This is a genomic window from Methanoculleus caldifontis (genome assembly GCF_032842345.1).
In the GTDB taxonomy this organism is placed as follows: Archaea; Halobacteriota; Methanomicrobia; order Methanomicrobiales; family Methanoculleaceae; genus Methanoculleus; species Methanoculleus caldifontis.
Genome location: NZ_WBKO01000003.1, coordinates 91660 through 105496 on the forward strand (window position 1 = coordinate 91660; position 13837 = coordinate 105496).

Below are 13837 nucleotides of genomic sequence, written 5' to 3' on the forward strand. Positions count from 1 at the left end.
GACGGTACAGGCGATGCTTGAGAAGATCTACGGCAGGGTGGAGCCGAACTACCAGATTGGCCTTGGAACCCGGCCGGAAGATTACGCCGGGGAGGCGGTCTATCCGGCGCTGTCGAGGGTATATGACGCTCTCCAGGAGCACAGGGGCTATGGTGACTTCGTCCGGGCAGAACGCATAGCCGCCGACTTCTTTGTCCCTGAGCCGGGGTTTGTCGTGGAATTCGACGAGTCGCAGCACTTCACGAAGCCGCGGCTGATCGCGCTGGAGAACTACCCGGCCGCGATGCAGGCCGGGTATTCGGTCCCGCGGTGGAAGGAACTCTGTGCGAGCCTCGATAGGCGTGACAACGATCCCCCATACCGGGACGAGCAGCGTGCCTGGTACGACACGCTCCGCGATTTCCTGCCGGAGATCAAGGGATATCTGCCGACGGTGAGGCTGTATTCGCGCGAGATGGTCTGGTGCGAGCTTGATCCGGAGAAGCCGGGGGATGTGGAGAGATTCGGAGATCTGCTGGCACAGAAACGTGGATCCCCGGATAACGTTCAGGCCGGCGAGCTAGGGAATGAGAACAAGGCAGACAACTGGATTGTAACGGTCACCCTCCGTTCAGACCGGGCTGCCCTGGAAGAGAAGGATCCGAAGTACAATGGCGTGAGAATCAACGAGTTGAAGCTGATCATAAGCGAGATCCTTGCTCAGACCCGAGGGGATGGCGTCATACTCTTCCCCGGGGGCTGGGTCCATACCGGCTTTGAGCCTGCCGAGTCGATCTATCCTGTGTTAGAAGGCGAGATCAAGCAGGTGCTCAGCATGACTGACCGCGACGTCATTGCCTGTGTCGGTGTAGACGGAAAGTATGATCGTCCTCTGGAGGATGACCCGTATGATCAGGATCAGATCGCAGTCGCGGTAAGCAAGTCCGGCATCATTGCAGCGGGTCGGAAATTCTATCCCACGAATGAAGAAGAGCGAAAGCACATTACGCTTGCCGATTCATATCTGGCCCGCCAGAACGGGTTCCCCCGGACATTCGATCTGAACGGAACTCGGTACTTCCTTTTCGTCTGCTATGATATCTATGGCCCCAGATCCGACCCCGATCGGTATTCCAATCCCGGTGTCGATATTGGGCTGAATCTGATCCACCGGTTCTGCCCGAAAGGCGAAGGCCCTTCCCAGGAGAACTACTTCCCCCGGTATGGGTTCGCGGGCGCTTCGAAGATCTGGGGAATACCGATCTTTGGTACCGGCATCTACTACCGGCGAGATATCCCCGCCGATTGGCCGACAGGGGTCTACTGGAAACCGGGAGGTCGGGTGCGATGCACCTACGAGGAGATCGCGCTGCCGGTCGATCGAAGCATCGGACCGATCTCCGTCCCGGAAGGCCACGTAGAAGTCAGGGTGTTCTCTGATATCCGGCGTAATCTCAACTCAATGCAGGTTCCTGCACCTGCAAGGGTCGAGAAAGGTCCGCAGGTAGCGGTTCAGAAGAGTGCCAGACCCCGTGTGCAGCCAGGGAGAGATGCTTTTGCAAATGTCGTCACAGCATTCGAAGCCAAAAGCCGGTTCCCCAGGGGGTTGCAAAGGAAGTTTGCCGGCCGGGATCAGTGCCGGTACTCGTTCCCTGCTTGGCAGCGGATCAACGATAAGCCAATCAAGTACGTTTGCTACGAGTTTAACGACTGGATTGGCCATGGGAAGCCGGAGATCTCGGTTGAAGTGCTCTTCGGTCTTGAAGCGTTCAGGGATATTGCGGAGATCATCCATGCACGGGCGCCGGCGGTGCAGGAGAGACTCCCACATGCCGCTGAACTGAACTGGAAGACATCCACCCGTGGATGGCTCCGGCTACAATACTCATTCCCTGACACGGTGGAGCCGGGCCTCATCGCTGATTCAATGGCGGTTCTCGTCGAAGAAACCCGCGAGACAGTGAATAACTGGCTGAAAGAGAGAGGAATGAGCCATTACTGACCTGGTGTAGAGGCCAGCTCCCTAAGTACTAATCTGGATTAGTACTAATCAGGATTAGGGTTTCGTCGGCCGCGAGACCGGGCGGGCCTTGCTCGATGAGGGGCGGCGTCTCGTGCAGAAAGCGGAGCACGTCCGGCACGATCCCTATCCGAACGAGCGCTTCTGCCTTGTTGCCGGGGGCATCGAAGGAAAGGACCGGCTCCGCGAGGAGGGGCTCCTCGCCTACGACCTCACTGACATCGAGGCGGCGTGCAGTGCCGGGTAGGCTGCGGCCGGGTTTGTTGTCTGAAAACTGAACCCTTTTTGTACCCATATGTTATCCGCGAGAACCTCTCTTCCTTGCAGAATATCGAGTGCATATTCATCCACGGATCGTTTGCAAAGGGGACCGCAGGGGGAAGGAGCGATATCGACCTCTTCATCGTCGGCGACGTGGACGAAAGGGTGCTGATCCCGCTCGTGAATGCGAGCGAGCGTGCGACCAACCGCGAGATCAACTACACGCTCATGCATGCTAGCGAGTTTGCACGGCGAAAGGAGGGCGGCGATCCTTTCGTGAAGAATGTAATGGGTGAGAGAAAGATCATGAATCGTCGGGACCTGCGATGATTGAGGATCTTGAGAGGCAGGGGCTGATCAGGAGGCTCCCTTCCGACACGAGGCAGAATTTGCGGTGAGGGCGGCCGGGGCTCTGATGCAGAAGATCGAGACGCTCCTTGCATGATCTCTGTTTCTCGGCCGCGAGGGTTCCCGCCATTCACCTCGCCGAAAGACCGGCGGCCCCCCCTACCCGTGGTGCCTCCCGCACCCGCACGCGAACTCCGCGATGAACCCCTCCCTTCCCGACGCCAGCACCTCGCCGGGCGTCCCCTCGAAGACGACCCTCCCCTCCTCCATGACGCAGACCTTATCGCCGAGTTCGAGGGCGTCGCGGAGCGCGTGGGTGACGAGGACGCAGGGGATTCCGGCGGCCCGGATCGTCTCGCGGAGTTCGCGGCGCATCTCTCCCTGGACGCGGACGTCGACCGCGGCGAGCGGTTCGTCGAGGAGGAGGAGATCGGGCCTGACCGCGAGTGCCCGGGCGAGCGCCACCCGCTGGCGCTGCCCGCCGGAGAGCCGGCCGACGTTGACGCCCGCGAGGTCGGAGAGGTGCATGCGTCCGAGTTCCCCGGCGACGCGGGCGGCGATCTCCTGTCGCGGGACCTTCCGGCACCGGAGGCCGAACGCGACGTTCTCGAAGACCGAGAGGTGCGGGAAGAGGGCGTAGGACTGGAAGAGGTGGCCGATGCTCCGGTCTTCGACCGGGACGTCGATCCGCCGTGCGTCCGAATAGAGCACCCGGCCTGCAAGGGCGATCTCCCCGCGGTCCGGGGCGAGCAGTCCTGAGACCAGGTTGAGGACGGTCGACTTGCCGGCCCCGTTCTCCCCGATCAGGACGAGGGTCTCCCCCGGCCCGACCGAGAGGGAGACGTCGAGTTCGTAGTCCCGCAACTGTTTTACGGCACGCATGGAGAGCATCAGACGGCCCTCCGGGTAGTGTACCGGACCGCGAGGATCACGGCAAACGAGATGATCACGAGGACGATCGCGATGCTGATCGCGTCGGAAAGGTCTCCCTGCATCGTCGTGTAGATCGCGAGCGGCATCGTCTGCGTCCGGCCCTGGAAGTTGCCGGCGAACATGATCGTCGCGCCGAACTCCCCCAGCGCCCGGGCGAACGAGAGGATCGCCCCGGAGATAAGGCCGCTCCACGCGAGCGGGATCGAGACGCGGAAGAGGACGGCGAGCCTCGATGCCCCGAGCGTCCGTGCCGCGTCCTCGTACTGCGGGTCGACCGCCTCGAAACTCGCCCTCGCCTGCCGGATGTAGAACGGGGAGGCGACGAAGACCTGCGCGAGGATGACCGCGACGGTCGTGAACGCGACGTTGATCCCGAGCCCGTCGAGGAACTCCCCGACGACGCCCCGGCGGCCGAAGGCCATCAGGAGCGCGATGCCCGCCACTGCTGGCGGGAGGACGATGGGGAGGTCCGTGAGGGTATCGACGATCTCCCGGCCGCGGTAGCGCACCCGCGCGTTGACGTAGGAGAGCGGCGTCCCGAAGAGAACGACGATCGCGGTGCTTACCGAGGCGGTGGCGAGGGAGAGCACGAGCGCGTCGACGACGACCGGCTGCTGCAGCGACTGGATGAACGCCTCGGGGGTGATCCGCAGGAAGAGCGAGGCTATCGGGACCGTCACGAAGAGGAGGAAGCCCGAGATGAGGCAGAAGACGAGGAGGGAGAGAACTGTCCCTCCGGGTCTTGCGGCCCTATCGGACCGGGTCGAATCCATAAGATTCCAGGATGGCGCTGCCTGTCGGGCCGCGGACGAACGCGATGAACGCGGCTGCCTCGTCTTTCTGCTCTGACGACGCGAGTATCCCGATCGGGTACTCCGCGACGACGTTGTACTCCGCCGGGATCTCGATCCTCCGGATCTGGGAGCGATCGTCGGCACGGACGTCCGACTTGAAGGTGAACGCCGCATCTGCCTCACCGAGCGTCAGCTTCGGCATCACCGTCGTGATCGCCGTCTCCTCGGAGACGACGTTTTTCATCACGGCGTCCCGGTATGCCGTGCCGTAGGCGGGGTCGGCCGCCATCGTATCGAGCACCTGCCGGGCGTAAGATCCGAACGGGACGTCCTTCGTCCCGAGGACAAGTTTTACGCCCGGCCGGGCGAGATCGGCAAGATTCATGATCTTTGCCGGGTTATCGGCGGGAACGATCACCGCAAGCGAGTTCTCGAGGAAGACCGCGACCGTGTCGTTCTCCATGAACCCGCCGTCCTGCAGGGCTCCCATATGCTTCGTGTTCGCCGAGACGAAGACGTCGGCCGAAGCACCCTGTTCTATCTGGGTGCGGAGCGCCTGCGAGCCGTCGAAGACGAAGTCCACGACGACGTCCGGGTTCTCCGCCGTATACGCCTCCCCAAGCCCGGTGAACGCTCCCGTGAGCGATGCTGCAGTGAAGACCGTCAGCGTCGTCTGCTGTGCGTTCGGCTGCGTGGTGCCGGTGCATCCCGCAACGGCGAGCATTGCGGCGACGAGGAGAAGCGGCACCAGCAGTGTAAGGGTGGTGTGGGATCTCATGGTATGCCTCATGGACGGGTGTCCCGGTCGTGCAGGTGCCCGGCGCCTCACCGGCCGGCCGGCATCCTCGTCAGCCGCAGGCTGACCTCGTTCCTCCCGCACGGTCTGGCCTCCACGCCATATCCTCTCCGTTCCGCCTCCATCCCGATCCAGGGGGGCACGTGGTCGCAGATCACCTCCAGCGCGTTGAAGTCGGCCCGGCAGATGAACTCCCGGAGGACCTGTTTGCTGCTGACGAAGGGCGCCTTTCCCTGGATCTCCTTGATCGAGATGAAGAACCGGCCGGGCGCGACCTCGACGGGCACGGGGATCTCGACGGCCGGTGCCGCCGCGCTCTCCTCCTCCTCCTCGCCCTTCAGCACGCCGTCGAGGAACTCGTCGGGCCGGCCGGAGACCTCCCAGACGCTGCACCCTGCCTTCTCGAGCTCGAAGTACATGGCGCCGCTCGCCGACTGCGCGGCAAAGATCCTGCAGGTGCCGAGGAATTGCATGAGATCGCCCATCTTCGAGCGCAGTTCCGCGAGCCCCCCCTCCGGGTCGATGGCAAGCTCCATCTCGCGGCCGGCCGTAAATGAGGGGCCGCACTTCCTGTACACGACGACCGTTCCGGGTTCGCCGAACCTGCCGGAGCACCCGTCCGCGTCGAGGAGCACCGCCACCTCCCCGGTATCGCCGTGCCCTTCGCACTTTTTGCACATTCTTAGATCACCAGCCGTTCCACGACGTTGCCGCCTTCGATATGTTCGTTCAGGATCTCTTCGACGTCGTCGGGCGTGACCGACCCGTACCAGACGTTGTCCGGGTAGACCACGACGATCGGCCCCTTCTCGCAGATGCCGAAACAGCCGGTGTTGTTGATGAAGACCTCGCCGCCGAGTTCTCGTTCGTCGATCTCTTCCATGAACTTCATCATGACGGCCACGCCGTCCTTGGAGTGGCAGAACCCTTTCTGCTGGCCGTTTGCGCGTGAACTCGTGCAGATGAAGATGTGACGTTCAGGCTTTTGCATTGGATTCACCTCGTTCGTTGAGCAACTCTTCTCTCCGCAGTCTGCGGTAGGAGCCGTACTTCGCTTCCAGCAGGGTGTTGGTGAACCGGTCGAGAAAGGCGAGGGTGCCCGTGTAGCCGACCGAGAGGATCCTCTGCCCGCCGACCCGGTCGTGGACGGGGTAGCCCACCCTGAGGCCGGGGATCCCCTGCCGCTCGGTCAGGTACCTCCCGCCCGAGTGGCCGACGGCGAGGTTCGCCGACGTCCGGACCGCTGCGTCCTCGATCGTCACGAAATCCGCTTCTTCGAGGACGATCGTCTCTTCCAGCGCGTCCTGTAGCAGGGGCCGCAGCAGCGCGGATAGGGCGCTGTTCTGCGTTCCGCTGGCGATGACGGCAGGAACCGAACCGTTCTCCAGGCAGAATTTTGCCAGGGCGTAGATCAGTTCGGGTTCGCCGTAGACGACCGGCCGCGCCGCCGCGTTGATCTTGTGGGCGTCGGCCATAGCGTCGCAGAGCCATCCCCGCTCGAGCACGAGGCTCGCGGGCACGGGCCGCCCGCCGAGGTCCTTCAAGGTCCCGACGAAGAGGTCCGTGTTCTCAAGGCCGATCGGGAGCGGGAGGTCGATCAGCGGGACGCCGAACCGCTCTTTGAGGAAGCGGCCGGGGGAGAGACTGTCCGGGCAGGTGAGGCCGAACTGGATGGTGGCCCGCGCCCCGCTCATGCGAGCGATCGCGGCGGCCGGGGTGCCGCCCGGCGCGATCTTCGTGTAGCGTCCCCCGAAGGGACGGTCCAGCGTCAGCGAGTAGTCGGGCAGCAGCGTGTACTCAAGGCCCATCAGGTCGAGGAGGCGCTTTATCTCCCTGATATCGGCGGGGCTGATGTTCGGGACGATGACGTTGATCCCGCGGTGCCGTTCGGCCGGCCGGGCGTAGTGGGCGATGACCGCCCGCGTCGTCGCCCAGAACCCCTCGGTGTGGGTGCCGCCGTAGCTCGGCGTGGAGACGGGGATGATCTCGATCTCCCCGATCTCCCGGTCCCTCCGGTAGGTCTCGACGAACCGCCCGACGTCGTCGCCCATGGTCTCGGAGAGGCAGCTCGTCAGGATGCCGATGACCTTCGGCCGGTAGACCCGGATCACGTTGTCGAGCGCGATCCTCAGGTTCGCCTCCCCCCCGAAGATCGCCTGCTTCTCGTTTAAGGACGAGGAAGCGATGTCGATCGGCTCGTTGAAGTGCTCGACGTTCGCGAGGCGCATGTAGGTGCTGCACCCCTGCGAGCCGTGCACCAGCGCGATGGAGTCTTCTACGCCCCGCAGGGCGAGGACCCCGCCGAGCGGCATGCACATGTGGCACTGGTTCTCGTTGACCTGTTTTGCCCGTGACGTTGTCTCAGTCATCCTTCCGCCTCCTCGAAGGGGTTCTTCTTCACCCGTTCCCAGACCGGGGAGCAGGTGGTGGCGTAGACCTCGCGGGCGAACCGGATCGCCCCGTCAAACCCGGCAAGACCGTCTTTGCGGTCGTGGTTGTGGTCGACGAAGCCGATGCCCAGTTTGTGTGCGAGGAACCGCTCTTTCACACCGCCGGCCATCATGTCGACGTCTTTTTCCAGCAGGAACTTCTCGATCTCGGCGGGGTTGGCGTCGTCGATCACGACCGTCCCCTCGCTGACGATGGCGCCGATCTGCTCGTAGTCCTCCTGCTTGCCGGTCTGCGTCCCGGTGAAGACGACCTCCATGCCGAGTTCCTGCAGCTGGCGGATGATGGCGAGCGCCTTGAACGCGCCGCCCACGTAGATCGCCGCCCGCTTTCCTGCGAGTCTCGCCCGGTACTTCTCGACGACCGGCCGGACCCGTTCCATCTCGCGCTCGATGAGCGCCTCCGTCCGGCGGACGATCTCCTCGTCCCCGTAGAACCGGGCGATCCTGCGCAGGCTCTCGGCGGTGTTCGCGGCGCCGAAGAAGTTCACATCGATGTACGGGGTGCCGTACTCCTTCTCCAGGTTCATCGCCACCCAGTGCATCGAGCCGCTGCACTGCACCAGGTTCAGGCAGGCTCCGGGCGCCCTCTTCAGGGCGGCGACGGTCGAGTCCCCGGTGAAGGCCACGTTGATCTCGATGCCCATCTCTCTGAGGTAGCGCTCGACGAGCCACTTCTCGCCGCCGAGGTTATACTCCCCGAGAAAGTTGAGTTTCCGCGTCTTCTCTACGGTCTCTCCGTCTTTTGGGCGGATCAACTTCAGCAGGGCTTCTCCTGCCGCCCGGTAGCCGACGATCTTGTTGCCCGAGAGAAAGCCGCTCGACTCCACCGGGATCACGTCGATGCCGTGCCTCCCCGACGCCTCCTTGCAGACGGCGACGATGTCGTCGCCGATCAGCCCGACGACACAGGTCGCGTAGACGAATATCGCCGGGGGATGGTACTTCCCGACGACCTCGTCGATACAGGCGACAAGTTTCTTCTCTCCACCAAAGACCACGTCCCGCTCTTTCAAGTCGGTGGAAAAACTCTGCCGAAACATCTCCGGGCCACTGGACAGGCTGCCGCGGATATCCCACGTGTACGCCGCACACCCGATCGGGCCGTGGACGAGGTGGACCGCATCCGTCACCGGATTTAGGACCACCCTCGCCCCGGAATACACGCAGGCACGCTGGCTCACGGCCCCGGCCAGACTGTCGTCGGCGCAGTGAATGCGGCTTTTGTTCTTTCCCGTGGTCACGATGGAGAACTGCCTCTCATCGATGCACGCCGTAGGCACCGAACACTCGTTCTCCATGTCTCTTTCACCAGTCTTAGAGGATCAGTTCGTAATCTTCGTCCAGGGAGTCGCGGTCCCGCCGCTCGAGCAGCGCGTTGCTGATCATCTCGATCAGCCGCAGGCACCCACGGTAGCCGACGATCGGCATCAGCGGGTGCACGGCCCGGTCGAATACGGGGAACCCGACCCTGACCAGGGGGATGTCCTCGGCCCGCGCGATGTACTTGCCGTGCGTGTTGCCGATGAGGAGGTCGACCGGCTCTTCCTTGATCCACTGGTGGAGGTCGAAGAGGTCCCCCTCGGCTTTGACCCTGCTCCCTTCGATGCCCGCTTCTTCGAGCATCCCGTTGACGGTCTTCTCGAATTTGTTGCCGGGCGTTCCCGTGACGACGTACTTCGGGATCATGCCCATCGTGATGAGGAACTCTGTGAGCGGGACCAGGATGTCCGGGTCCCCGAAGACCGCTACCGTCTTCCCCTCGTACTGGAAGTGGGTGTCGATCAGGGTGTCGATGACCTGCCCGCGCTCGACTTCGAGCGATTCGGGCACGTCGACCCCGAACCCTTCCTTCACCGCCATGATCAGGTCGTCGGTCGCCCGGACCCCGATCGGGATCCTGAGGGGGACGCCGGGCACGCCGCACTTCGCCTGGAGAGTCGCCGCCGCCTCGTCGGAGGACCAGGCGCCGAGCGAGAGGGTCAACTTCGAGTTGCCCGATTCCTTTATCTCCGCGATCGTCGCGCCGCCCCGGGGGTACATCTCGTAGGTCTTTCGCATCGGCGAGTCCATCACGCCCGTGGTGTCGGGATACATGATCGAGGGGACGCCCATCTCGGTCACGATCCTCCTGATCTCCCGCATATCGCCGGGGTTCACGAACCCCGGGAAGATGTTCGCCCGTTCCTTCTTTTCGCCGCCGTCCGACTCCGCAAGGTAGGATACGATCCCCTTGCACATGTTCGAAAACCCGGTGACGTGCGAACCGTGGTAACTCGGCGTGTTGGCGTGGATGACGTACCTGCCTTCGGGGATCTCCGACTGCTTGATGATCGTCGGGATATCGTCCCCGATCGTCTCGCTGAGGCACGTGGTGTGGACCGCGATGATCTCCGGGTCGTAGATGGCAAAGACGTTCTTGATCGAGGTCTTTAAGTTTGCAGCCCCGCCGAATACGGACGCTCCTTCCGTGAAGGAACTCGTCGAGGCCATCGCCGGCTCGTGGAAGTGCCTTGAGAGCGCCATCCGGTGGTAGGAGCAGCACCCCTGCGACCCGTGGCTGTGCGGGAGACAGCCGTGGATGCCGAGGGCTGCGTACATCGCGCCGACCGGCTGGCATGTCTTTATCGGGTTGATCTTTCCTGTCGTGTGTGCGCCTTCGGTGAGAGGCTTATCTGGTGTGCAGTCGAGCATCGTTCAGTCACCTCCGGTTCCGCTCTGTTCCCAGGGCGGGGTGATCATCTTCCATGCGGGCGTGGAGAGCGAGTGCGCCACGTCCTTTGCGAAGGTCACCGCCCCCCTGAAGCACGTGTACGGACCGCTGTAGTCGTACGAGTGGATCTGCTTTGAGGGGAGGCCCATCTTGTGCGTGACGTACTTGTCCTTGATCCCGGTGAAGATCAGGTCGGGCTTGAAGATCTCGACCAGTTCTTCGGTCTCGAAGTGGTTGGCGTCGTCGATCATGATCCCGCCGTCGACCATGTCCGGGTACATCCCCTTGTAGTCGTTGAGGATGCCGGACGCGGCCAGTTCGTCGTACTTCTCCTTTGACATCTTCAGGTGCAGGTGGGGCGGCCGGTACTCTTCGGGGTCCGGTTCGACGTGGAGTTCGGGGATGTTCTTTGAGTCCGCATCGCTCTTGATCGTCGGTATGACCTCGCGCCCCTCGTAATCGTCGCGGTGGGCGAACTCGTAGCCCGCGACCACGACTTCCATGCCGAGGTTCCTGAGCAGGAACTGGTAGTGGTGGCTGCGCGACCCGCCGACGAAGGCAAAGGCGGTCCTGCCTTTGAGGACCTTCCGGCACCGCTCGATCTCCGGCGTGACCGCGGCAAGCTCGCGCTCGATGACGTGTTCCGTCCTCGCGATCAGGTCTTCGTCGCCGAAGCACCGGGCTATCTCGCGGAGCGTGTCGATCGTCGCGTCGATGCCGATGAAGTTCACCTTCAGCCAGGGGATGCCGTACTTCGTCTCCATCATCTCGGCGATGTAGTTGATCGAGCGGTGGCACTGGACGAGGTTTAAGTGGGCCCTGTGCATGTTCTTGATCTTCGCATAGGCCGAATCGCCGGTGAGGGTCGAGCCTACCGTATACCCGATCTCTCCGAGGATCCTCTCGATCTCCCAGGTGTCGCCGCCGATGTTGTACTCGCCGAGGATGTTGAGGACGTACTTCCCGTCCACCTTCTCGGTCCCGGTCCCGATGATGCGCTCCATGATCTGGTTGTTGGCGATGTGGTGGCCGGCCGACTGGCTGACCCCCTTGTAGCCTTCGCAGTTGTAGTGGATCACCGGAATACCGTGCCTCTCCTGTGCCGCCTTTGCGACAGCGGAGAGATCGTCGCCGATAAGCCCGATCGGGCACGTCGCGCAGATGTTGATGGCCCTCGGGTGGAAGATCTCCACGGCCTCGTCGATCATCTTCGCGAGCTTCTTCTCGCCTCCAAAGACGATGTCGCTCTCCTGCATGTCGGTCGAGAAGCACATCGCTGTGTAGATCTGCTCCGGGGGAGTTCTCTCGTCGGCCCGTGCCTTGTTCCGCCGCGTCCCCCAGCTGTAGTAGGCGCACCCGATCGGGCCGTGGGTGATCGTGAGCATATCCTTGATCGGCCCGACGACCACGCCCTTGCACCCGGCGTAACTGCATCCCCGCTGGGTTATGATGCCGGGAACCGTCCGGGTATTCGCCTCGATCTGCGGGCAGGAACCGCCGGATGGATCCTTCTTGACGATATGCTTGCTCCGGTTCTTTCGCACTTTGTCCGGAAGCGGTGCCAGCAGCTCGTCGACGTTTAGGTCCGTCGTCATCTCTTCTCTCTCCTGTACTCCTTACCAGATTGCAGCGTCACCGGACTCGCCCGTGCGGACACGGACTGCATCGGCAACAGGCGTCACGAAGATCTTCCCGTCGCCTGCACCGCGCTCCGTGCGGTTGGCTCTGATGATCGCCTCAACGATCCGCGGCACGTCCTCGTCGTGGGCGAGGATGGTGAACAACCGCCGCGGAAACATCCTTTTGTCGTCGAGGAACGTGACGACCTGCTCTTCGGACTCCTCCCTCTCGATGACGTCGGTAGCGGCCATCCCCATGAGTCTCTCCTTACAGGGGGCGTTTATCTCCTCATGCGGCAGCAGTTTTCCTCTGCCCATCGCTTTGACGGCGGTGAAACCGGCGACGCCCGCCTCGATCAGGGCACGTTTCGTCGCACCGGTCTTCTTCATCCGCACGATGGCCATGATCTCTTTCATCTCAGCACCGCCGGTTCAGAGGCCTTTGCTCCCCGTCGAGACGGTGTACGCCTCTTCCACGGGGCTGATGAAGATCTTCCCGTCGCCGAAGTTGCCGCTCTGGCCGGTCCTGGCACTCTTGAGGATTATGTCCACGATCCTGTCCCTGTCCCCGTCCTCTATCGCGACGAGGATGAGGGTTTTCGGGATCTCGTCGTAGTAGACGTCCCCCATCCGGATCCCCTTCTGCTTGCCGCGGCCGACGACGTCGACGACCGTTGCAGCGTTGAATCCTCCGGCCGAGAGGTTCTCGAGGACTTCGTCCTTCTTCTCCGGCCTGACTATCGCTCGTATAAACTGCATCTGCTTCACCTCCAGTATTACAGGCCCAGGAACCCGTGTTCCATCATCAGCTCTTCGAGCCGGTCCTGCGTCATGGGCTTGGGCACGACGAACATCGTGTTGCCGTCGATGGCCCGCGCGAGGTTCCGGTACTCGTTCGCCTGGTTCGCCTCGGGATCGAAGTCGACGACCGTCTTCTTGTTGATCTCGGCCCGCTGGACCAGGTTGTCCCGTGGGACGAAGTAGATCAGTTGCGAGCCTATCTCTTCGGCGAACGCCTTTAAGAGGGCAAGCTCGTTGTCCACTTTCCGGCTGTTGCAGATGATGCCGCCGAGCCTGACTTTGCCGTTCTGGGCGTACTTCTGGATGCCTTTGGCGATGTTGTTCGCGGCATAGAGGGCCATCAGTTCGCCCGATGCCACGATGTAGATCTCCTCGGCCTTTCCTTCCCGGATCGGCATCGCGAACCCGCCGCAGACGACGTCGCCGAGCACGTCGTAGAAGACGTAGTCGAGGTCGCCGGTGTATGCTCCGAGAGACTCGAGGAGGTTGATGGACGTGATGATCCCCCTGCCGGCGCAGCCGACCCCGGGTTCGGGGCCGCCCGATTCGACACAGCGGGTGTTCCCGAATCCGGGTTTGAGGATCTCCTCGAGCTCGATGTCGTCGCCCTCGTCACGGAGGGTGTCGAGCACCGTCTTCTGGCACAATCCGTGGAGCAGGAGCCGGGTAGAGTCGGCCTTCGGGTCGCACCCCACCACCATCACCTGTTTACCGGCCTCCGCGAGCGCCGCCACCGTGTTCTGCGTTGTCGTCGATTTGCCGATACCGCCTTTTCCATAGATTGCAACTTGTCTCATGCTGTTTCCTCGATTCGTTGCCACCTGAAAGGTCGGCATACGAATATTTAGTTTTTGTGGAAGGAAACTTCCTTCCATCAGTATATAAATATTTCTACAACGGCGGGCGGAGCCCTGCGCACCGGGGCAACGGCAGCAGGGAGCGCCGTTCTGCGGACATCGTCCGGACCCCGCGATCGACGGCGAAAACACCCCCGGACGCGCGGGGTTCCGGAGCGGTTGCCGGGGTTTCGGCGTCTGCAGCCTCTTCCCGATCCATTCATATCCCCCGGGAGCAAATACTCCGGCGTGGTGGACAACCATGACGGATCGTTTTGTACGGCCGCTGC

The 13837-nt window shown here is 62.7% G+C and carries 15 protein-coding genes; 3 read left to right on the forward strand and 12 right to left on the reverse strand.

What is annotated here, in order from left to right:
• Nucleotides 1-13: 13 nt before the first annotated feature.
• The 3 genes from F8E02_RS12225 (at nt 14) to F8E02_RS12235 (ending at nt 2590) form a co-directional block, all read left to right on the forward strand.
• Nucleotides 14-1981, forward strand: a complete 1968-nt coding sequence (locus F8E02_RS12225; protein ID WP_317065880.1) for a carbon-nitrogen hydrolase family protein — start codon at nt 14-16, stop codon at nt 1979-1981.
• Nucleotides 1982-2093: 112 nt separating this feature from the next.
• Nucleotides 2094-2246 (forward strand): hypothetical protein, encoded by a 153-nt coding sequence (locus tag F8E02_RS12230; RefSeq protein ID WP_317065881.1) that lies wholly within the window; start codon nt 2094-2096, stop codon nt 2244-2246.
• Nucleotides 2231-2590 (forward strand): nucleotidyltransferase domain-containing protein, encoded by a 360-nt coding sequence (locus F8E02_RS12235; RefSeq protein ID WP_317065882.1) that lies wholly within the window; start codon nt 2231-2233, stop codon nt 2588-2590. Before F8E02_RS12230 ends, F8E02_RS12235 begins: the two co-directional genes overlap by 16 nt.
• Before the next feature lie 177 nt (nt 2591-2767).
• On the opposite strand, the gene F8E02_RS12240 is transcribed toward F8E02_RS12235, so the two are convergent.
• Genes F8E02_RS12240 through nifH form a run of 12 tightly spaced genes read right to left on the reverse strand, consistent with a single transcriptional unit; the run spans nt 2768 to nt 13508 of the window.
• Complete coding sequence (locus F8E02_RS12240) at nt 2768-3499, reverse strand: ABC transporter ATP-binding protein (protein ID WP_317065883.1); 732 nt, start codon at nt 3497-3499, stop codon at nt 2768-2770.
• Nucleotides 3499-4314 (reverse strand): ABC transporter permease, encoded by an 816-nt coding sequence (locus F8E02_RS12245; protein WP_317065884.1) that lies wholly within the window; start codon nt 4312-4314, stop codon nt 3499-3501. The genes F8E02_RS12240 and F8E02_RS12245 overlap by 1 nt, the downstream gene beginning before the upstream one ends.
• Nucleotides 4292-5113 carry a molybdate ABC transporter substrate-binding protein gene (modA, locus tag F8E02_RS12250; protein ID WP_317065885.1) on the reverse strand — a complete coding sequence of 274 codons (822 nt, stop codon included), beginning with the start codon at nt 5111-5113 and terminating at the stop codon, nt 4292-4294. Before modA ends, F8E02_RS12245 begins: the two co-directional genes overlap by 23 nt.
• A gap of 47 nt (nt 5114-5160) precedes the next feature.
• A complete protein-coding gene (locus tag F8E02_RS12255; protein WP_317065886.1) occupies nt 5161-5811 on the reverse strand; it encodes a Fe-only nitrogenase accessory AnfO family protein in 651 nt (216 codons plus the stop codon).
• A gap of 2 nt (nt 5812-5813) precedes the next feature.
• A complete protein-coding gene (locus F8E02_RS12260; protein ID WP_317065887.1) occupies nt 5814-6122 on the reverse strand; it encodes a 2Fe-2S ferredoxin in 309 nt (102 codons plus the stop codon).
• Complete coding sequence (locus tag F8E02_RS12265; RefSeq protein WP_317065888.1) at nt 6109-7500, reverse strand: nitrogenase component 1; 1392 nt, start codon at nt 7498-7500, stop codon at nt 6109-6111. Before F8E02_RS12265 ends, F8E02_RS12260 begins: the two co-directional genes overlap by 14 nt.
• Nucleotides 7497-8879, reverse strand: coding sequence for a nitrogenase iron-molybdenum cofactor biosynthesis protein NifE (nifE, locus tag F8E02_RS12270; RefSeq protein ID WP_317065889.1), 1383 nt, complete (start codon nt 8877-8879; stop codon nt 7497-7499). The genes F8E02_RS12265 and nifE overlap by 4 nt, the downstream gene beginning before the upstream one ends.
• A 16-nt stretch (nt 8880-8895) precedes the next feature.
• A complete protein-coding gene (locus F8E02_RS12275) occupies nt 8896-10272 on the reverse strand; it encodes a nitrogenase component 1 (protein ID WP_317065890.1) in 1377 nt (458 codons plus the stop codon).
• A 3-nt stretch (nt 10273-10275) separates the two neighbouring features.
• On the reverse strand, nt 10276-11886 hold the full coding sequence (nifD, locus tag F8E02_RS12280) for a nitrogenase molybdenum-iron protein alpha chain (protein ID WP_317065891.1): 1611 nt from the start codon (nt 11884-11886) through the stop codon (nt 10276-10278).
• Between the two features lie 21 nt (nt 11887-11907).
• Nucleotides 11908-12327, reverse strand: coding sequence for a P-II family nitrogen regulator (locus F8E02_RS12285; RefSeq protein WP_317065892.1), 420 nt, complete (start codon nt 12325-12327; stop codon nt 11908-11910).
• A 15-nt stretch (nt 12328-12342) separates the two neighbouring features.
• A complete protein-coding gene (locus F8E02_RS12290) occupies nt 12343-12669 on the reverse strand; it encodes a P-II family nitrogen regulator (RefSeq protein ID WP_317065893.1) in 327 nt (108 codons plus the stop codon).
• Nucleotides 12670-12686: 17 nt separating this feature from the next.
• On the reverse strand, nt 12687-13508 hold the full coding sequence (nifH, locus tag F8E02_RS12295; RefSeq protein WP_317065894.1) for a nitrogenase iron protein: 822 nt from the start codon (nt 13506-13508) through the stop codon (nt 12687-12689).
• Between the last annotated feature and the right edge of the window lie 329 nt (nt 13509-13837).

What these genes read in the sequence shown, in the direction of transcription:
- F8E02_RS12245 (WP_317065884.1), bottom strand. Translation starts at nt 4,314, where the DNA reads ATGGATTCGACCCGGTCCGATAGGGCCGCAAGACCCGGAGGGACAGTT.
- F8E02_RS12255 (WP_317065886.1), bottom strand. Translation starts at nt 5,811, where the DNA reads ATGTGCAAAAAGTGCGAAGGGCACGGCGATACCGGGGAGGTGGCGGTG.
- F8E02_RS12290 (WP_317065893.1), bottom strand. Translation starts at nt 12,669, where the DNA reads ATGCAGTTTATACGAGCGATAGTCAGGCCGGAGAAGAAGGACGAAGTC.
- modA (WP_317065885.1), bottom strand. Translation starts at nt 5,113, where the DNA reads ATGAGATCCCACACCACCCTTACACTGCTGGTGCCGCTTCTCCTCGTC.
- F8E02_RS12240 (WP_317065883.1), bottom strand. Translation starts at nt 3,499, where the DNA reads ATGCTCTCCATGCGTGCCGTAAAACAGTTGCGGGACTACGAACTCGAC.
- F8E02_RS12260 (WP_317065887.1), bottom strand. Translation starts at nt 6,122, where the DNA reads ATGCAAAAGCCTGAACGTCACATCTTCATCTGCACGAGTTCACGCGCA.
- F8E02_RS12225 (WP_317065880.1), top strand. Translation starts at nt 14, where the DNA reads ATGCTTGAGAAGATCTACGGCAGGGTGGAGCCGAACTACCAGATTGGC.
- F8E02_RS12275 (WP_317065890.1), bottom strand. Translation starts at nt 10,272, where the DNA reads ATGCTCGACTGCACACCAGATAAGCCTCTCACCGAAGGCGCACACACG.
- F8E02_RS12265 (WP_317065888.1), bottom strand. Translation starts at nt 7,500, where the DNA reads ATGACTGAGACAACGTCACGGGCAAAACAGGTCAACGAGAACCAGTGC.
- nifH (WP_317065894.1), bottom strand. Translation starts at nt 13,508, where the DNA reads ATGAGACAAGTTGCAATCTATGGAAAAGGCGGTATCGGCAAATCGACG.
- nifD (WP_317065891.1), bottom strand. Translation starts at nt 11,886, where the DNA reads ATGACGACGGACCTAAACGTCGACGAGCTGCTGGCACCGCTTCCGGAC.
- nifE (WP_317065889.1), bottom strand. Translation starts at nt 8,879, where the DNA reads ATGGAGAACGAGTGTTCGGTGCCTACGGCGTGCATCGATGAGAGGCAG.
- F8E02_RS12285 (WP_317065892.1), bottom strand. Translation starts at nt 12,327, where the DNA reads ATGAAAGAGATCATGGCCATCGTGCGGATGAAGAAGACCGGTGCGACG.